This window comes from Bacteroides cutis (assembly GCF_900241005.1).
Classification (GTDB): Bacteria; Bacteroidota; Bacteroidia; order Bacteroidales; family Bacteroidaceae; genus Bacteroides; species Bacteroides cutis.
Map to the genome: position 1 here is coordinate 133,323 of NZ_OEST01000002.1, position 18,235 is coordinate 151,557.

Below are 18,235 nucleotides of genomic sequence, written 5' to 3' on the forward strand. Positions count from 1 at the left end.
TGAAGAATTAATAATTTAACATTAAATATTTTGTTCCAATGGGAAGAGCGTTTGAATATAGAAAGGCTACCAAGCTGAAAAGATGGGGGCACATGGCTAAGACCTTTACAAGACTGGGTAAACAAATTGCTATTGCGGTAAAAGCCGGTGGACCTGAACCGGAGAACAATCCGACATTACGTTCGGTAATCGCTACTTGTAAGCGTGAAAATATGCCGAAGGATAACATTGAACGTGCTATCAAGAACGCATTAGGTAAAGATCAAAGTGATTATAAGAGTATGACTTATGAGGGATATGGCCCTCATGGCGTAGCTGTATTCGTTGATACATTGACTGACAATACAACGCGTACTGTTGCCGATGTACGTTCCGTATTCAATAAATTTGGAGGAAATTTAGGCACAATGGGATCTTTGGCTTTCTTGTTTGATCATAAATGTATGTTTACTTTCAAACAAAAAGAAGGTTTGGATATGGAAGAACTCATTCTTGACCTGATTGATTATGATGTGGATGAGGACTTTGAAGTAGATGACGAAGAAGGTACAATCACAATTTATGGTGATCCGAAAAGTTATGCTGCCATTCAGAAACATTTGGAAGAATGTGGTTTTGAAGATGTGGGTGGTGATTTTACTTATATTGCCAATGACTTGAAAGAGGTTGAGCCTGAACATCGTGAGACGATTAATAAAATGATTGAGCGTCTGGAAGAGTTTGATGATGTACAAACTGTTTATACTAACATGAAGCCTGAAGAAGGCGAAGATGAAGCGTAATGACCTACACTTACAAGACTAAAGGTACATGCAGTAGTAATATTGAGCTTGAAGTTGAGGAGGGAATCATTAAGGACATTGTGTTTTGGGGTGGCTGTAATGGTAATCTGCAAGGTATTTCCCGATTAGTAAAGGGAATGCCGGTGGAGGCTGTTATTTCCCGTTTGGAAGGTATTCGTTGTGGTGGACGTCCGACTTCATGTCCCGATCAGTTATGTAAAGCGCTGCATGAAATGGGATATTAAGTCTATTTGGATTTGAATATACTGGCAAAGCCGTTTGATTGTTGTATCAAACGGCTTTTTTATTTTACTTAATATAGGGGAGGGGATAGTACTGACTTTATTTTAAACTATAAATGCTTTATATTTGTTATTATTTGAGTATTTTTACACTCAAAATAGACGAACACAATGAAGAATATTTTTAAAGATTTGAAGCGGAAAGACCATAAACGCTATCTGGGTGGTCTGGATGTTTTTAAATATATCGGTCCGGGATTACTGGTGACGGTTGGTTTTATCGATCCGGGAAACTGGGCTTCTAACTTTGCGGCAGGTTCCGAGTTTGGTTATTCATTACTTTGGGTAGTGACTTTGTCTACTATCATGTTGATTATATTGCAGCATAATGTAGCGCATTTGGGAATTGTGACCGGTTTATGTTTGTCGGAAGCTGCTACGCAATATACTCCCAAATGGGTATCTCGCCCTATATTGGGGACGGCTGTGCTGGCTTCTATTTCTACTTCACTGGCTGAAATATTAGGTGGTGCCATAGCTTTACAGATGTTATTCGATATTCCGATAATATGGGGTTCTGTGTTGACTACACTCTTTGTGTCCATTATGCTTTTTACAAACTCTTATAAAAAGATTGAGCGTTCCATCATCGCTTTTGTGTCGGTTATCGGACTCTCTTTCATTTATGAGTTATTTCTTGTAAAGATAGATTGGCCGATGGCTGTACAGGGGTGGGTGACACCTTCGTTTCCTCATGGAAGCATGTTGATTATTATGAGTGTACTGGGGGCGGTAGTGATGCCGCATAATTTATTTTTGCATTCGGAGGTAATCCAGAGCCATGAATATAATAAACAAGATGATACTTCTATTCGTAAGGTGTTGAAATATGAATTGTTTGATACGTTGTTTTCCATGATTGTGGGATGGGCTATCAACAGTGCCATGATATTGTTGGCTGCCGCTACTTTCTTTAAAAGTGGTATTCAAGTGGAAGAGTTGCAACAGGCCAAATCTTTACTGGAGCCTTTGTTGGGAAGCAGTGCGGCTGTCGTTTTTGCTTTGGCATTATTGATGGCGGGTATTTCCTCTACAATAACGAGTGGTATGGCGGCAGGCTCCATATTTGCCGGTATCTTTGGAGAATCTTATCATATAAAGGATAGTCACTCGCAAGTGGGTGTGATGTTGTCGTTGGGAATTGCTTTGTTGCTGATATTCTTTATCGGTGATGCTTTTAAAGGATTGCTGATTTCCCAAATGATACTGAGTATCCAATTACCTTTTACAGTGTTTTTACAGGTAAGCCTGACTTCTTCCCGCAGAGTAATGGGACAATATGTAAACAGTAAATGGAGTACATTTGTACTTTATGCTATTGCTGCCATTGTGACGGTTCTGAATATCATGTTATTGGTTTCAGAATTATCTTGAATGCCGATTGGTGTACTAAATGATTATTTATTAGAAATGAATTGATATGAAGATTATTACATACAACGTAAATGGATTGCGTGCCGCCGTGACGAAGGGATTTTCCGAATGGGTGGCAAAAGAACAGCCGGATGTGTTATGCTTGCAGGAAACAAAACTACAGCCTGAACAGTATCCTGCAGAGGTATTGGAACCATTGGGATATAAACATTATCTGTATTCCGCACAAAAAAAGGGATATAGCGGAGTAGCCATTCTTACGAAGCAAGAACCTGACCATGTGGAATATGGTATGGGTATTGAGGAATATGATAACGAGGGACGTTTTCTACGTGCAGATTATGGAGATATTTCTGTGGTGAGTGTATATCATCCGTCAGGAACGAGTGGGGACGAACGTCAGGCTTTTAAAATGGCTTGGTTGGAAAAGTTTCAGGAGTATGTGGTGGAGTTGCAACGTACACGTCCGAAATTAATACTTTGCGGAGATTATAATATTTGTCATGAAGCAATAGATATCCATGACCCTGTCCGCAATGCAACAAATTCTGGTTTTTTACCGGAAGAACGGGAATGGATGACGCGTTTTCTGGATGCGGGTTTTATTGATACATTCCGTTGTCTCCACCCAGGAAAACAGGAATATACGTGGTGGAGTTATCGTTTCAATTCGAGGGCCAAGAATAAAGGGTGGCGTATTGATTACTGTATGGTGAGTGAACCGGTACGTTCGCAATTGAAAGAAGCTAGAATTCTCAATGATGCCGTTCATTCGGATCACTGTCCGATGTTACTGGAAATAACGGATTAAAAAGATGATGGAAGATAGAATAGAAAAGGCGGTAGAACTTTTTAAAAGCGGTTTTAATTGTTCACAATCTGTAGTGGCCGCTTTTGCGGATATGTATGGATTTACTGAGGAACAGGCATTGCGTATGTCAGCTTCATTTGGTGGAGGTATTGGACGTATGCGACAAACGTGTGGAGCGGCCTGTGGTATGTTTCTGCTAGCAGGATTGGAAAAAGGTGCCATTGATGGTAAAGACCGTGAAGGCAAAGCTGCCAACTATGCTTTGGTACAGGAATTGGCGGAAGAATTCAAGAAACGTAATGGTTCTATGATTTGTGCAGAACTATTGGGACTCAAGAAACCGGAGGGTTCTTCTATACCGGAAGCACGTACAGAACAATATTATTCTAAACGTCCGTGTGTTAAAATGGTGGAAGAAGCTGCCAGAATATGGGTCGAATACTTGAAGATGCAACAGAAATGAAATGTTTCTTGCTGTTTTTCTGACATAATATTGAAAAAAAACAGTGATAACGTGTTATATAACATAAAAATAACTATCTTTGTCGCGGAAATAAAATCTGAATTCTTTTTTTAGAATTGGGTTTTAAAGCATGTCTAATTAAAAACAAAGAGAAAATGTTAAGAGAAAAAGCTGGTGAAACTGCAGGAAAAATTTGGAATGCACTGAATGAAACTGAGGGTTTAACTGCTAAACAAATCAAGAAAGCTACAAAATTGGTAGATAAAGATTTGTTTTTAGGTCTTGGATGGTTGTTGAGAGAAGATAAAATCTCGACAATGGAAGTTGAAGGCGAACTGTTCGTAAAATTGAACTAAAAGAAAGTAACTTGTATGTTATAAAAAAATGCGTTGGTACATTATGCTACCAACGCATTTTTTTTTGTCTTCTTCTTTTTGTATCTTTGCGCACCAAAATTTTAGAAACAAATGAAGAATATACGTAATTTTTGTATCATCGCTCATATCGATCATGGTAAATCTACTTTAGCTGACCGTCTGTTGGAGTTCACTAATACTATACAAGTGACTGAAGGACAGATGTTGGACGATATGGATTTGGAAAAGGAGAGAGGTATCACTATCAAGAGCCATGCTATCCAGATGGAGTATACGTATAAGGGCGAGAAGTATATTCTTAATTTGATTGACACTCCGGGGCATGTGGATTTTTCTTATGAAGTGTCCCGTTCTATCGCGGCTTGTGAAGGAGCACTACTCATTGTAGATGCTTCGCAGGGAGTACAGGCACAGACGATTTCCAATCTTTATATGGCTATTGAACATGATCTGGAAATTATTCCGGTTATCAATAAATGTGATATGGCTAGTGCGATGCCCGAAGAGGTGGAGGATGAAATAGTAGAATTGCTCGGTTGTAAGCGTGAGGAAATTATCCGTGCTTCCGGTAAAACGGGTATGGGAGTTGAAGAAATTCTGGCTGCGGTCATCGAACGTATTCCTCATCCTGAGGGGGATGAAGAGGCACCGTTACAAGCTTTGATTTTTGACTCTGTATTCAATTCTTTCCGGGGTATCATTGCCTATTTCAAGATTGTAAACGGTGTAATTCGTAAAGGAGATAAAGTAAAATTCTTCAATACGGGTAAAGAATATGATGCGGATGAAATCGGTGTTTTAAAGATGGATATGGTGCCTCGTCAGGAATTGCGTACTGGTGATGTAGGTTATATCATTTCGGGTATCAAGACTTCTAAGGAGGTGAAAGTGGGAGATACGATTACTCATATAGCCCGGCCGTGCAAGGAAGCTATTGCCGGTTTTGAGGAAGTGAAACCGATGGTTTTTGCGGGGGTATATCCTATTGAGGCGGAAGATTTTGAGGATTTGCGTTCTTCTTTGGAGAAACTGCAATTGAACGATGCCTCGCTGACTTTCCAGCCGGAGTCTTCATTGGCATTGGGGTTTGGCTTCCGTTGCGGATTTCTGGGATTGCTTCACATGGAGATCGTGCAGGAACGTCTGGACCGTGAGTTCGATATGAACGTGATTACTACCGTACCGAACGTATCTTATAATATATATGATAAGCAAGGGCATATGACCGAGGTACACAATCCTGGTAGTATGCCCGATCCTACCTTGATAGACCGTATTGAAGAACCCTATATCCGTGCTTCTGTAATTACTACTACCGATTATATAGGTCCCATCATGACACTCTGTCTGGGTAAACGTGGTGAATTAGTGAAACAAGAATATATTTCCGGTAATCGTGTAGAGATATATTACGATATGCCGTTAGGTGAAATTGTTATTGACTTCTATGATAAATTAAAGAGCATCTCTAAGGGATATGCCTCCTTTGATTATCACCCTCACGGTTTCCGTCCGTCCAAGTTGGTAAAATTGGATATTCTGTTGAATGGTGAACCGGTGGATGCACTTTCTACTTTGACACATTTCGATAATGCCTATGAATTAGGACGTCGTATGTGTGAGAAGTTGAAAGACCTAATTCCGAGACAACAGTTTGATATTGCTATTCAGGCAGCTATCGGTGCTAAGATTATTTCCCGTGAAACTATCAAGGCAGTGCGTAAGGACGTTACGGCAAAATGTTACGGTGGTGACGTGAGCCGTAAACGTAAGTTGCTGGAAAAGCAGAAGAGAGGAAAGAAACGTATGAAACAGATTGGCAATGTGGAAGTGCCACAGAAAGCGTTCTTGGCAGTACTGAAATTGGATTAGTTTTTAAACAATTCATATAACTTGGGGGTTGTTCTCTTTCCGTAGGGCTCTCTTGGCATCCCCTTTTAATTTTAACTAAATGAGAAAAGTTCTATCGTTTTCGGCCTTCCTGATGGTGGGCTTGTTTGTTTCCCAATATCTCCCTGTATGGGCAGGTGGAAACTATGATGCGGTAAAGGCCGTATCGAATGTACTTCTATATGTTTGCCTTGGGTTTATTATGATTAATGTAGGACGTGAGTTCGAGGTGGATAAATCCCGTTGGCAAACCTATGCAAAAGACTACTTTATCGCAATGGCTACGGCTGCTATGCCCTGGTTCTTTATTGCAATTTATTACATTTATGTCTTACTTCCTCCCGAATATTGGAATAGTTGGGAGGCTTGGAAGGAAAACTTGCTGTTGAGCCGTTTTGCGGCGCCAACCTCTGCCGGTATATTGTTCACAATGCTTGCCGCCATCGGTTTAAAATCCAGTTGGATTTATAAGAAAATTCAGGTATTGGCAATCTTCGATGACTTGGACACTATTCTTTTAATGATTCCTCTCCAGATCATGATGATTGGGCTTCGTTGGCAGCTTCTGGTAATTATTTTGATAGTGTTTCTGTTACTATCTTTGGGTTGGAAACAGTTGGGTAGGTATAACTGGCGTCAAGATTGGAAAGCTATTCTGTTGTATTCCATAGTTGTTTTTATATGTACCCAATCACTTTATCTCATCAGTAAGCATCTGTATGGAGAAGACGGAAGTATTCATATAGAAGTTCTGTTACCTGCTTTTGTACTTGGAATGGTCATGAAACATAGGGAACATGATACTCCTATGGAGCAAAAAGTATCTACGGGAATTTCATTTATTTTCATGTTTCTGGTAGGTGTCAGTATGCCTCGTTTCTTGGGAGTAGACTTTACAGAAGCTTCTGCCGGACAACATTCCGTCACTGGTTCACAGGAAATGATGTCTTGGGGAATGATTACATTACACGTGATTATCGTTTCGCTACTATCTAATGTCGGTAAGCTGTTTCCTGTCTTTTTCTACCGTGACCGTAAGTTCAGTGAGCGACTGGCACTCTCCATTGGTATGTTTACCCGTGGGGAAGTAGGAGCAGGGGTCATATTTATAGCCTTGGGATACAATTTAGGTGGACCGGCATTGATAATTTCGGTACTCACTATAGTACTTAACTTGATTTTAACAGGTATATTTGTACTGTGGGTGAAGAGGTTGGCGCTGATAAGCTATAAGGAATAGTCCTATATGGACTTTCCTTCTTGACGAAAAGACCAAAATCTTAAATCAATAATACTTATGATTATTCTACGTACTGTGAAAAACATCTCGTCGCTGAATATCGTGGCGAGTATTTTGCTATTCTTGACAGCTATTATGGCTGCCATTATTGCAAACTCATCGATGGCACCCGTTTACTTGAATTTTCTTTCGCAAGAATTGCATTTGCGTATCGGTGATTTTAACTTGTTGTCTCATGCCGGTCATCCGTTGATAATGATTGAGTTTATCAACGACTGTTTGATGACCATTTTCTTCTTGGCAGTAGGACTGGAGATAAAACGGGAATTGCTTGTAGGAGAATTGTCCTCTTTTCGTAAAGCCTCCTTGCCATTTATTGCTGCTTGTGGCGGTATGTTGGTACCGGTTTTAATTTATTCATGTTTAGTAGTTTCTGATACTCCCGAGACACGAGGTATGGCAATACCGATGGCTACGGATATAGCTTTTTCATTGGGTGTCCTCAGTTTATTGGGAAAACGTGTTCCACTAAGTTTGAAGATATTTTTGACAGCGTTTGCTGTAGTAGATGATATTGGTGGTATTCTGGTGATTGCCATTTTTTACAGTTCTGAGGTTGCCTATGGCTATTTAATTGTGGCGGCTATATTGTATGTATTCCTTTATTATATGGGAAAGTTCGGTATGACACAAAAAATTTTCTTTCTCTTCTTTGGAATAATTATTTGGTATTTATTTCTTCAATCAGGTGTTCACAGTACTATTTCGGGGGTGATACTGGCATTTGTTATTCCTGCCCGTCCCCGTTTGGATGTCGGAAAATATATAAAGCGCATTCGTGATGTAATTAGTACATTTCCAGTGTCCGATTCGGATAAAATAGTATTGACAAATGAACAAATAGCCACATTGAAACAAGTGGAGCAAGCTTCTGATTTTGTGATAAGTCCGTTACAATCATTGGAAGATAATCTACATGGTACTGTAAATTTCATTATCTTGCCGCTGTTTGCTTTTGCCAATGCAGGAGTGGTGTTTAGTGGAGAAAGTAGTGTAGTGGGAGACGTAAGTATAGCTGTTGCTGCAGGTCTACTTTTGGGCAAATTCTTGGGTATCTATCTGTTTACTTGGCTCACGATTAAAAGCGGATTGGTATTGATGCCTTCCGGTATGAACTGGAAGAATATTGCCGGTGTGTCTTTGCTGGGTGGTATCGGGTTTACTGTTTCCCTGTTCATTGCCAATCTTTCTTTTGCAGGGACTTATCCTGAACTGCTGAACCAAGCTAAGTTCGGAGTACTTTGGGGAACTGTGTTTGCAGGTATACTGGGGTATATTGTACTGAATGCGGTATTACCAAAAGCCCCCAAATAGAAACCCTCTATATATCCATTTGAGAACGGCACGCCTGATAATAGCGTGCCGTTGGATCATATATAGTATGAAAACTATTAATATATTTACTCTTATTCCGGTTTTTTCATTTTTCCCTCTTCCTGTATTTCTTCTTTTGGTAATAGTCTTGCCGAAATTCTTTTCTTGGGGGTCAAACTCATGTCTTTCAGCATTTCGGCTTGGCGCACCACACTGCCGTTTCCTTCGGATAACTGGTTGCATGCCTTGTCATAGTCTTTTTGCAAATTGTTCAATCGGTCACCAATGGATAGGAAAGTATCGGTGAAACCTACTATTTTTTCGTAAAGGGATGTACCGCGTTTGATGATTGCTTCCACATTTTTTACTTGATTCTCCCGTTTCCACAAGTCGAGTGATAAACGGAGAGCACTGATCAGATTAGTTGGACTCATTAATACCACTTTCTTATTGTAGGCATATTCCCAGATATTGGTGTCGCTCTGTATGGCGAGTAAGTAAGCTCCTTCGGTAGGAATAAACATCATCACGAAATCAGGTGCTTTGGTGTCGTAGCGTGAATAATCTTTCCGGCTAAGTTCATCAATGTGGTTACGGACGGATTGCAGGTGTGCCTTGAGCCAGCGCGACTGTTCTTCTTTATCGCCGGCGGAGGTGTAGGCGCTGTAAGCTGTAAGCGATACTTTGGAGTCGATTATCATTTCCCGTTCATCAGGGTATTTGATGAGAATATCCGGCTGCATTTTCTGCCCGCTTTCTTCGTTGGTTAGCACTTCGCCCCGTTCGTCTTTCAGAAACTCCTGGCGGAAATAGTGTTCACCTTCTATCAAACCGGAGGATTGTAACAGGCGTTCCAGTATCATTTCACCCCAGTTTCCCTGCATCTTGGAATCACCTTTCAGGGCACGCGTCAGGTTGTTGGCATCTTCACTGAGACGGTTGTTCAACTCTACCAATTCTTTGATACGCTCTCCAAGAGAAAAACGTTCTTTGGCTTCTGTACTGTACACTTGTTCTACTTTTTCCTTGAAATCTTTGAGATTGTCCCCGAACGGACGGAGCAGGTTATTAATGTGTTCGGCATTCAGTTTCGTGAAGTCTTCGGTTTTGCTTTGAAAAATACGGTTAGACAGATTTTCAAACTCCGTGTTCATACGTTTGTGCAGAGTCTCGGCTTCCTCTTTTTGTTGGAGAAGACGTTGTTCCCATTGTTTCTGCTGCTCAACCAGGCGTTCATTGAAAGAACGTTCCTGTTGGGAAAAACGTTCCTCATACGAATGTGCCTGCTCGCTGAGACGCTCTTCGTACGAACGAGATTGTTCGTTGATACGTTCTGAGAGCATCTGATTGAGTAATATTTCTCTTTCTTTAGTTGCGTCTAATTGCGCTTTCTGTGCAGCGACTTTTCTGCCGTTGATCAGATAACCCACAATAAAGCCTACAACAATCCCTATTACCAATAACAATATATCCATTTTATTGCGTCAAAATCTCGTTTCCGTTTTCAGTAATCAAAATCATGCTTTCCCATTGTGCAGAAGGCAGTCCGTCGTCGGTGCATACGGTCCAACCATCGGCTTCATCAATAAAGACTTCATAGGTTCCCATGTTAATCATAGGTTCTATGGTAAATGTCATGCCCGGTACAATCAACATACCCGTACCTCGCTTACCGAAATGTTCTACGTCCGGTTCCTCATGGAATTTGATGCCGACACCATGTCCGCAAAGGTCGCGTACAACACTATAACCATTCTTTTCGGCATGTTCCTGAATGACTGCCCCCACATCACCGAGACGTGCCCAGGGTTGTGCTGCCTGAATACCTAAGTCACGGCATTCCTTGGTCACTTGTACCAATCGTTGTAGTTCGGGTTTTACGTCACCAATCATATACATACGCGACGCATCAGAGAAATATCCTTTGTATATGGTAGATACATCTACGTTTACAATATCCCCGCTACGAAGAAACTCCTTAGTACTGGGGATACCATGGCACACGACGTCATTGATACTGACACATACACTTTTTGGAAATCCCTCATACATAAAAGGAGCTGGGATGGCATCATGGTCTGTCGTAAAGCAATATACCATGTGGTCGATTTCGGCAGTGGACATACCTTCACGGATATTTGCGGAAATATAGTCCAATAGTGCGGTATTGATTTTGGCACTTTCACGAATACCAGCTAATTGTTCTGCGGTACGTAGTACATTCCGCATTGGCAGTTTATACCCTTCTTTTTTATAATGTTGGATTTTGGTTTCTACTTCGTCAGAGTAGCTTTTAGGAGTAAATCGTGCTCCACTCATAAATTTTTTCATTGTTCCTCTTATTTTTGGTATTGCAAAAGTACAATTTTTCTATTGTTTCTTTTACTTTCTTCGGAAGGAAGTGTAATTTTGGATATATTTCTATCTTTATGATAATCAGAAAATATAAGAAAGGGATGTTATGCCATTCATAACATCCCTTTCTTATATAGAATTTTTATTTGAAACTAGAATTCATAATGGAAACCGAATGAAAGATCTTCACTGGTGAAAGCAAAACCATAACCATTATCGCCAACTACATAGTCATCACGATAGCCTAAAAATCCACATTTACCGATAAGACTGAATTTATCATTCAACTTAATTGCAATACCCGGCTTAAAACCTATTTCAAAACCGTTTACTGAATCGTGCTCTTTTATCTTCTTAGTAGAAAAACCAAGGCCGCCATCAATAAACAAGCGAACAATTTTGTTTTCGTAAAAAGAATACCTTGCGTATGGAGCAAGTGCAAATGCGTTAGCTTTTATTCCGTCTACTTTTGTATGTACAAAATTCAAAATACCACCAACAGCCCATTTTTCATTTAAATTGTAACCAATCTCTGGTGATAGAGCAAAGCTTGTTGCATCAGCATCTTCGTTATGCCATAAGCCAACTGTTCCTCCCACGTAAATCTGTGCTTTGATTGATAGAGCAATCATTACCACAAATAAAAACATTACAATCTTTTTCATCTTTTCTTTTACCTTTTTAATTAATAAATTGTGGTTAGTTATGTCTGCAGAGTTATACCTGCATTTATTGGGGCGCAAAAGTATATCTTATGTTTGTATAATACAAATATTTAGTTAGTTTTTTATAAAATAAAGAACTCTCTTTGTCATCTTTTATAAGAATTTTCAAGTGAAATATTAAGTGTTTCGATATTTTTATGTATGTTTGTCCGCAAGTATTAACTAAACTTGATAAATTATGAAGACTTTGGATTTTGTGAAAATATTATTATTAACAGTGTTTACGTTGAGTTTGGTATCATGTGGTGACGACATTTATTATACTATGCAAAATAGTGATGATAAATTGTGCAATAAAGTTTGGATGGAACAATATGAAACGGAAGATGGTTATTTATGCAGACACCAATTGGAGTTTAAGAAAGTGAGACAGGACAATAAGGAAGTGTATTCCGGAAAAGAAACTACGATAGTTCAGAAAACGGGTACAACTGAAACCACTTCTAAAGATTTTACTTGGAAATGGATTGATAATACAATGGAAGGTTTGATATTGAGTTATGGCGCAGGTGATATTCAATATTTTGAGAATGTATGGGTTAGAGAACATTATCTTTCAGGAAAATTAGATGGAAGAGTAATTGTATTAACAGATTTGCCTGAAGCAATAAAATAATAAAGATATGAAGAATATGATGAAATACCTCAAGGTACTGTTTATTTGCTCTTTGGTTATAAGTTTAACTTCTTGCGAAGATGATGATAATGATAATTTTATTTATGATTATTTGGTAGGCGAAACATGGATCGGAGATTTAGGTTTCGTTGATAGTTATGATGATGAATTGGAAAGTGGACTTTATTTTAAAGGAAATGGTTTGGGGATTGATGATCAGGTGTATTATGATGATCCGACAGGAAAGGTTGTTTTCTCTTTACCGTTTCGTTGGAATATTTATAATGGGATCTTGAGTATAGATTATGGATCTGATTATCCTTTGTTTGAAATTTATGATGTGTACATTACCGGGAATAAGATGTCTGGTATTTTATATGTAGATGGAAGGATTGATGGACCTATTGTGCTAAAAAGATATTGAATAAAAAACGGGGCATTTGCCCCGTTTTTTATTCAATATCTTTTTTATTTCTTCAGAAACAATTTCTTGAAATCTGCCGGATAGGGGGTCTCAAACTGCATCAATTCTCCCGTGACGGGATGATAGAAACAAAGTTTGAAAGCATGTAGCGCTAAACGTCCTATGGGGTTGACATCTTCCAGTCCATAACGGCCGTCACCTATAATGGGGTGTCCCAAATCTTGCATGTGTACACGGATTTGATTCTTACGTCCGGTTTCCAGATTCAATTCAACTAAAGAGTATCCATTAGCACGTTTGATAGTGCGGTAGTGTGTAATAGCTTCCTTACCGCCATCGTCTGTAGGACTGGAATATACATATATAGTACGGTCAGTTAACCATGAACTTACGGTTCCGGCATTTCTTTCCATTTCTCCTGCTACAACAGCGACATAACGGCGGTCGGTTACAATGTTATGCCAATGATCACGTAATGTATTTTGTGTCTTTTCATCTTTGGCAAACATCATCAACCCCGAAGTGTCACGATCGAGTCGGTGTACAATATATACACGGTGTTGCTTGCCTGAACGTTGAACATACTCATTCAATATAGTATAAGCGGTACGTTCTTTCTGTCTTTCGGTATTGACGGAAAGTAAACCTTGCATCTTTTCGATAACAATGATATAGGCATCCTCGTACACAATCTTAATCAATTTGTGATTAAATTCTTTCCTTCCTTTTTCTCGGCTGATTTGTACTTTCATACCCGGTTTCAAAGGGAAATTATATTGCGTGGTGATTACACTGTCCACATATACTATCCGTTTGCTTAATAATGATTTCAGTTTGGTACGACTGGCATCCGGCATTTTGGCATTTAGAAACTCCATCAGTTCCATGGGTTCCTTTACTATATAGTCCGTATATTGTGTACGGGCTCTTGCTACGATTTTCTGTTTAACCATGTAATTTTTGATTTACGATTGAAGTTACTCAGACTTTTAAATTTTTCAATTCTTAATTTTTATCTTTTAATTCAAGCAACACCACATTTTCTACATGATGTGTGTGTGGAAACATATCTACTGGTTGAACAGCTTTTACTTTGTATTTCACATCGAGCAACTGAAGGTCACGTGCTTGGGTTGCAGGATTGCAACTGACATAAACGATGCGTTTCGGTTGGGCAAACAAGATGACATTTATTACATCTTGGTGCATACCGGCGCGAGGTGGGTCGGTGATAATGACATCCGGGCGACCATATTCATTGATGAAATCTTGCGTCAACATGTCTTTCATGTCACCGGCAAAAAATAAGGTATTCTTTATACCGTTAATTTCAGCGTTGACTTTTGCATCTTCGATAGCCTCGGGTACATATTCGATACCAATTACCTGACGAGCCTTTTTAGATACGAAGTTGGCAATCGTTCCCGTGCCTGTATAGAGATCATAGACAAGTTCATCACCCGTTAACCCTGCAAAGTTACGTGCTATTTTATAAAGGTTATACGCTTGTTCTGAATTAGTCTGATAAAATGATTTTGGTCCTACTTTGAAGCGCAGGCCTTCCATCTCTTCAAAGATATGATCTTTTCCCTTGAAAGTATGAACATCAAGATCGGTAATGGTATCGTTACATTTATTATTAATAATGTATAATAATGAAGTGATTTCAGGAAATGTATCGGCCACGTACTGCAACAGTTGTTTAAATAGAACCATTTCCTCTTCTTTCTCAATTTTACAGATAAGGATTACCATGAGTTCGCCTGTAGTGGAAGTGCGTACGATCATATTACGTAACATTCCTTCTTGAGTGCGTAGATTGATAAAAGAATAGTTGTGTTCGTAAGCGTAGTCACGTACGGCATTACGGATACGGTTGGATATGTCATCCTGCAGCCAACATTTTTCTATGGCCAACACTTTATCAAACGCATTGGGAATATGAAAACCCACTGCGTTCATTTGTTCGTATACCACATTCTGTTGTACTTCTTCTGTTGTCAGCCAGCGTTTATTGGAAAAAGTATATTCTAGTTTATTCCGATAAAATTGGGTTTTCTCAGAACCGAGTATAGGGGAAATTTCCGGTAACTCTATTTTTCCGATTCGGATAAGATTGTCAGTTACCTGTTTTTGCTTATATTTGATTTGTTCCGAGTAGGGAAGTATCTGCCATTTACAACCGCCACATACACCATAGTGCTGGCAGAACGGGACAGTTCTTACCGGAGAATATTCATGGAACTTCACTGCTTCAGCTTCGGCATAATGATGTTTTTTTCTCTTGATTTGCAGATCTACTATATCACCGGGAACAACATAGGGTACGAAGATTACCAAATCATTGACTTTTGCGATGGCTTTCCCTTCGGCAGCCACATCTGTAATTTCCACCTTTTCTAACAGGGGAAGCTCTTTTCTTTTTCTTGCCACTTTTACACCAGTATAATAAATTCTGTGGCAAAAGTAGGTATTTTTTTGCGAATTCTCTCTATGAATTGAAATATTAAATTTTGCAATGTCGAAATTACATTTTGCATTAAAGTTTTCTCTAAAAAAATTTTCTAGTCTGTGAAATATACTTAGATTTGCGAACAGAAAAAGAGAAAAATCACAATCAAAAACTTTAAATTTATATTATGGACAAAAAAAGAGTTTATACCTTTGGTAATGGCCAGGCAGAGGGTAAGGCCGATATGAGAAACCTCTTGGGAGGTAAAGGCGCTAACTTGGCTGAGATGAACCTTATCGGAGTTCCGGTTCCTCCGGGTTTTACAATTACGACAGAAGTTTGTACAGAATATTATGAAATGGGGCAGGATAAAGTAGTTGCTCTATTGAAAAACGAAGTCGAAAATGCAATTGCACATGTAGAGACATTGATGCGTTCAAAATTCGGTGACGTTGAAAATCCGTTATTGGTTTCTGTACGTTCTGGTGCACGTGCTTCCATGCCGGGTATGATGGATACTATCTTGAATTTGGGTTTGAATGACGAAGTGGTGGAAGGTTTGACTCGTAAAACTGGTAATGCCCGCTTTGCGTGGGATTCATACCGCCGTTTTGTACAGATGTATGGTGATGTTGTATTAGGCATGAAACCAACCAACAAGGAAGATATTGATCCGTTTGAAGCTATAATAGAAGAGGTGAAACATGCTAAAGGCGTGAAATTGGATAATGAGTTAGGAGTAGAAGACCTTAAGGAGTTGGTAAAGAAGTTCAAGGCTGCCGTAAAAGCTCAAACTGGAATGGATTTCCCGACTAGTGCATACGAACAGTTGTGGGGTGCTATCTGCGCGGTGTTCAATTCATGGATGAATGAGCGTGCCATTCTTTATCGTAAGATGGAGGGTATACCGGATGAATGGGGTACAGCGGTTAGCGTTCAGGCAATGGTATTCGGTAATATGGGTGATACTTCTGCTACAGGGGTTTGCTTTAGCCGTGATGCCGCAACTGGTGAAGATCTTTTCAACGGTGAGTATTTAATTAATGCACAAGGTGAAGATGTTGTTGCCGGTATCCGTACTCCACAACAAATTACAATAATCGGTTCCAAACGTTGGGCTGAATTGGCGGGTGTTAGTGAAGAAGACCGTGTTTCTAAGTATCCTTCTATGGAAGAGGCGATGCCGGAAATCTACAAAGAGTTGGATGCATTGCAGACTAAACTTGAAAACCACTATAGAGATATGCAGGATATGGAGTTCACTGTACAAGAAGGTAAGCTTTGGTTTCTCCAGACTCGTAATGGTAAACGTACAGGTGCGGCTATGGTGAAGATTGCCACAGATTTACTCCATCAGGGTATGATTGATGAAAAAACAGCTTTGATGCGTTGTGAACCTAATAAACTGGATGAACTACTCCACCCAGTATTTGATAAAGCTGCTTTGAAACAGGCTAAAGTGTTGACCCGTGGGCTTCCGGCTTCTCCGGGTGCTGCATGTGGGCAAATCGTTTTCTTTGCTGATGATGCTGCCGATTGGCATGCTGCCGGTAAGCGTGTGGTTATGGTACGTATCGAAACTTCACCCGAAGATTTGGCAGGTATGGCAGTTGCTGAAGGGATTCTTACGGCTCGTGGTGGTATGACTTCACATGCAGCTGTGGTTGCCCGTGGTATGGGTAAGTGTTGTGTATCGGGTGCAGGTGCTTTGAATATCGACTATAAGGCTCGTACGGTAGAAGTGGACGGTATAGTATTGAAAGAGGGTGATTATATTTCTTTAAACGGTAGTACCGGTGAAGTTTATAAAGGTAAAGTAGAAACAAAGGCTGCCGAACTTTCCGGAGATTTTGCCGAATTGATGAATTTGGCTGATAAATATACCAAGTTGCAGGTACGTACCAATGCGGATACTCCACATGATGCGCAGGTTGCACGTAATTTCGGTGCTGTAGGTATCGGTCTTTGCCGTACGGAACACATGTTCTTTGAAGGTGAAAAGATTAAAGCTATGCGTGAAATGATTTTGGCAGAAAATGCGGAAGGACGTCGCAAGGCTTTAGCTAAAATATTGCCTTATCAACAGGCTGACTTCAAAGGTATCTTCAAGGCAATGGCAGATTGTCCGGTGACCGTTCGTCTGCTCGATCCTCCTTTGCATGAGTTTGTTCCCCATGATTTGAAGGGACAACAAGAAATGGCAGACACAATGGGTGTAAGTCTGCAATATATCCAGCAGCGTGTTGAAGCTCTTTGCGAACACAATCCGATGTTGGGTCACCGTGGTTGCCGTTTGGGAAATACGTATCCTGAGATTACACAGATGCAGACACGTGCTATCTTAGGTGCAGCTTTGGAATTGAAGAAGGAAGGTATTGAAACTCATCCGGAAATAATGGTGCCGTTGACCGGTATCCTTTATGAATTCAAACAGCAGGAAGAAGTTATTCGTGCCGAAGCAGCCAAGTTGTTTGAAGAAGTAGGTGATAGTATCGACTTCAAGGTAGGTACAATGATTGAGATACCTCGTGCGGCTTTGACAGCCGATCGAATTGCTTCTTCTGCCGAATTCTTCTCATTCGGAACGAACGATTTGACTCAGATGACTTTCGGTTATTCTCGTGATGATATCGCTTCCTTCCTTCCGATTTATCTGGAAAAGAAGATATTGAAGGTAGACCCGTTCCAAGTGCTTGACCAGAATGGTGTAGGACAATTGATACGTATGGCAACAGAAAAAGGACGTGCTGTTCGTCCGAATTTGAAGTGTGGTATTTGTGGTGAACATGGTGGTGAACCTTCTTCCGTGAAGTTCTGTCATAAAGTTGGTTTGAACTATGTTAGTTGTTCTCCATTCCGCGTGCCTATCGCCCGTTTGGCTGCGGCGCAGGCGGCTATTGAAGGTTAAAAATATAACCGCAATATATGGTAGGGGAGGATTCATTATGGATCCTCCCCTTTTTTATAATATGATATTCCTAATATATCTATATTTTCTTCCTATATTTGCATTTATAATATTTCTTATCATTTATTGAAACAAACAAATA

The 18,235-nt window shown here is 39.9% G+C and carries 17 protein-coding genes; 12 read left to right on the forward strand and 5 right to left on the reverse strand.

Annotation, left to right across the window (positions count from 1 at the left end):
- Positions 1 to 38: 38 nt before the first annotated feature.
- The 9 genes from C1A09_RS04500 to nhaA all read left to right on the forward strand — a co-directional run bounded on the left by C1A09_RS04500 (position 39) and on the right by nhaA (position 8,613).
- Positions 39 to 782: a YebC/PmpR family DNA-binding transcriptional regulator gene (locus C1A09_RS04500; protein WP_101542557.1), complete on the forward strand. Its 744-nt coding sequence runs from the start codon at positions 39 to 41 to the stop codon at positions 780 to 782.
- Positions 782 to 1,027: a TIGR03905 family TSCPD domain-containing protein gene (locus tag C1A09_RS04505; RefSeq protein ID WP_101542558.1), complete on the forward strand. Its 246-nt coding sequence runs from the start codon at positions 782 to 784 to the stop codon at positions 1,025 to 1,027. Before C1A09_RS04500 ends, C1A09_RS04505 begins: the two co-directional genes overlap by 1 nt.
- Before the next feature lie 168 nt (positions 1,028 to 1,195).
- The gene (locus tag C1A09_RS04510) at positions 1,196 to 2,458 is read left to right on the forward strand and encodes an Nramp family divalent metal transporter (protein ID WP_101542559.1); all 1,263 of its coding nucleotides are present in this window, start codon (positions 1,196 to 1,198) and stop codon (positions 2,456 to 2,458) included.
- Positions 2,459 to 2,504: 46 nt separating this feature from the next.
- Positions 2,505 to 3,269 (forward strand): exodeoxyribonuclease III, encoded by a 765-nt coding sequence (locus C1A09_RS04515; RefSeq protein ID WP_101542560.1) that lies wholly within the window; start codon positions 2,505 to 2,507, stop codon positions 3,267 to 3,269.
- A gap of 4 nt (positions 3,270 to 3,273) precedes the next feature.
- Positions 3,274 to 3,732 carry a C-GCAxxG-C-C family protein gene (locus C1A09_RS04520; RefSeq protein ID WP_101542561.1) on the forward strand — a complete coding sequence of 153 codons (459 nt, stop codon included), beginning with the start codon at positions 3,274 to 3,276 and terminating at the stop codon, positions 3,730 to 3,732.
- Positions 3,733 to 3,887: 155 nt separating this feature from the next.
- A complete protein-coding gene (locus C1A09_RS04525) occupies positions 3,888 to 4,088 on the forward strand; it encodes a winged helix-turn-helix domain-containing protein (protein WP_101542967.1) in 201 nt (66 codons plus the stop codon).
- A gap of 111 nt (positions 4,089 to 4,199) precedes the next feature.
- Positions 4,200 to 5,981, forward strand: coding sequence for a translation elongation factor 4 (gene lepA, locus C1A09_RS04530; protein ID WP_101542562.1), 1,782 nt, complete (start codon positions 4,200 to 4,202; stop codon positions 5,979 to 5,981).
- Between the two features lie 79 nt (positions 5,982 to 6,060).
- Positions 6,061 to 7,239 (forward strand): cation:proton antiporter family protein, encoded by a 1,179-nt coding sequence (locus C1A09_RS04535; protein WP_101542563.1) that lies wholly within the window; start codon positions 6,061 to 6,063, stop codon positions 7,237 to 7,239.
- 57 nt (positions 7,240 to 7,296) lie between these two features.
- Positions 7,297 to 8,613 carry a Na+/H+ antiporter NhaA gene (gene nhaA / locus C1A09_RS04540; RefSeq protein WP_101542564.1) on the forward strand — a complete coding sequence of 439 codons (1,317 nt, stop codon included), beginning with the start codon at positions 7,297 to 7,299 and terminating at the stop codon, positions 8,611 to 8,613.
- A gap of 92 nt (positions 8,614 to 8,705) precedes the next feature.
- Here nhaA and C1A09_RS04545 read toward each other — a convergent pair whose 3' ends face one another.
- The 3 genes from C1A09_RS04545 to C1A09_RS04555 form a co-directional block, all read right to left on the reverse strand.
- The gene (locus C1A09_RS04545; protein WP_101542565.1) at positions 8,706 to 10,088 is read right to left on the reverse strand and encodes a DNA recombination protein RmuC; all 1,383 of its coding nucleotides are present in this window, start codon (positions 10,086 to 10,088) and stop codon (positions 8,706 to 8,708) included.
- Position 10,089: 1 nt separating this feature from the next.
- Positions 10,090 to 10,944 (reverse strand): type I methionyl aminopeptidase, encoded by an 855-nt coding sequence (gene map / locus C1A09_RS04550; protein WP_101542566.1) that lies wholly within the window; start codon positions 10,942 to 10,944, stop codon positions 10,090 to 10,092.
- A 176-nt stretch (positions 10,945 to 11,120) separates the two neighbouring features.
- Positions 11,121 to 11,633, reverse strand: a complete 513-nt coding sequence (locus tag C1A09_RS04555) for an outer membrane beta-barrel protein (RefSeq protein WP_101542567.1) — start codon at positions 11,631 to 11,633, stop codon at positions 11,121 to 11,123.
- A 238-nt stretch (positions 11,634 to 11,871) separates the two neighbouring features.
- Here C1A09_RS04555 and C1A09_RS04560 point away from each other — a divergent pair, with 238 nt between their 5' ends.
- Both C1A09_RS04560 and C1A09_RS04565 read left to right on the forward strand, forming a co-directional pair.
- Positions 11,872 to 12,309, forward strand: coding sequence for a hypothetical protein (locus tag C1A09_RS04560; RefSeq protein ID WP_101542568.1), 438 nt, complete (start codon positions 11,872 to 11,874; stop codon positions 12,307 to 12,309).
- Positions 12,310 to 12,316: 7 nt separating this feature from the next.
- Positions 12,317 to 12,733: a hypothetical protein gene (locus tag C1A09_RS04565; RefSeq protein ID WP_101542569.1), complete on the forward strand. Its 417-nt coding sequence runs from the start codon at positions 12,317 to 12,319 to the stop codon at positions 12,731 to 12,733.
- 44 nt (positions 12,734 to 12,777) lie between these two features.
- Here the strand turns inward: C1A09_RS04565 and C1A09_RS04570 are convergent, their stop codons facing one another.
- Positions 12,778 to 13,686: an RluA family pseudouridine synthase gene (locus C1A09_RS04570; protein ID WP_101542570.1), complete on the reverse strand. Its 909-nt coding sequence runs from the start codon at positions 13,684 to 13,686 to the stop codon at positions 12,778 to 12,780.
- A gap of 52 nt (positions 13,687 to 13,738) precedes the next feature.
- A complete protein-coding gene (gene rlmD, locus C1A09_RS04575; RefSeq protein ID WP_101542571.1) occupies positions 13,739 to 15,166 on the reverse strand; it encodes a 23S rRNA (uracil(1939)-C(5))-methyltransferase RlmD in 1,428 nt (475 codons plus the stop codon).
- A 206-nt stretch (positions 15,167 to 15,372) separates the two neighbouring features.
- Here rlmD and ppdK point away from each other — a divergent pair, with 206 nt between their 5' ends.
- Complete coding sequence (gene ppdK, locus C1A09_RS04580; protein WP_101542572.1) at positions 15,373 to 18,093, forward strand: pyruvate, phosphate dikinase; 2,721 nt, start codon at positions 15,373 to 15,375, stop codon at positions 18,091 to 18,093.
- Positions 18,094 to 18,235 lie beyond the last annotated feature (142 nt).

Excerpts from the sequence above, each read along its gene's own strand:
- C1A09_RS04500 (WP_101542557.1), top strand. The coding sequence starts at position 39 with ATGGGAAGAGCGTTTGAATATAGAAAGGCTACCAAGCTGAAAAGATGG.
- C1A09_RS04505 (WP_101542558.1), top strand. The coding sequence starts at position 782 with ATGACCTACACTTACAAGACTAAAGGTACATGCAGTAGTAATATTGAG.
- C1A09_RS04510 (WP_101542559.1), top strand. The coding sequence starts at position 1,196 with ATGAAGAATATTTTTAAAGATTTGAAGCGGAAAGACCATAAACGCTAT.
- C1A09_RS04515 (WP_101542560.1), top strand. The coding sequence starts at position 2,505 with ATGAAGATTATTACATACAACGTAAATGGATTGCGTGCCGCCGTGACG.
- C1A09_RS04520 (WP_101542561.1), top strand. The coding sequence starts at position 3,274 with ATGATGGAAGATAGAATAGAAAAGGCGGTAGAACTTTTTAAAAGCGGT.
- C1A09_RS04525 (WP_101542967.1), top strand. The coding sequence starts at position 3,888 with ATGTTAAGAGAAAAAGCTGGTGAAACTGCAGGAAAAATTTGGAATGCA.
- lepA (WP_101542562.1), top strand. The coding sequence starts at position 4,200 with ATGAAGAATATACGTAATTTTTGTATCATCGCTCATATCGATCATGGT.
- C1A09_RS04535 (WP_101542563.1), top strand. The coding sequence starts at position 6,061 with ATGAGAAAAGTTCTATCGTTTTCGGCCTTCCTGATGGTGGGCTTGTTT.
- nhaA (WP_101542564.1), top strand. The coding sequence starts at position 7,297 with ATGATTATTCTACGTACTGTGAAAAACATCTCGTCGCTGAATATCGTG.
- C1A09_RS04545 (WP_101542565.1), bottom strand. The coding sequence starts at position 10,088 with ATGGATATATTGTTATTGGTAATAGGGATTGTTGTAGGCTTTATTGTG.
- map (WP_101542566.1), bottom strand. The coding sequence starts at position 10,944 with ATGAAAAAATTTATGAGTGGAGCACGATTTACTCCTAAAAGCTACTCT.
- C1A09_RS04555 (WP_101542567.1), bottom strand. The coding sequence starts at position 11,633 with ATGAAAAAGATTGTAATGTTTTTATTTGTGGTAATGATTGCTCTATCA.
- C1A09_RS04560 (WP_101542568.1), top strand. The coding sequence starts at position 11,872 with ATGAAGACTTTGGATTTTGTGAAAATATTATTATTAACAGTGTTTACG.
- C1A09_RS04565 (WP_101542569.1), top strand. The coding sequence starts at position 12,317 with ATGAAGAATATGATGAAATACCTCAAGGTACTGTTTATTTGCTCTTTG.
- C1A09_RS04570 (WP_101542570.1), bottom strand. The coding sequence starts at position 13,686 with ATGGTTAAACAGAAAATCGTAGCAAGAGCCCGTACACAATATACGGAC.
- ppdK (WP_101542572.1), top strand. The coding sequence starts at position 15,373 with ATGGACAAAAAAAGAGTTTATACCTTTGGTAATGGCCAGGCAGAGGGT.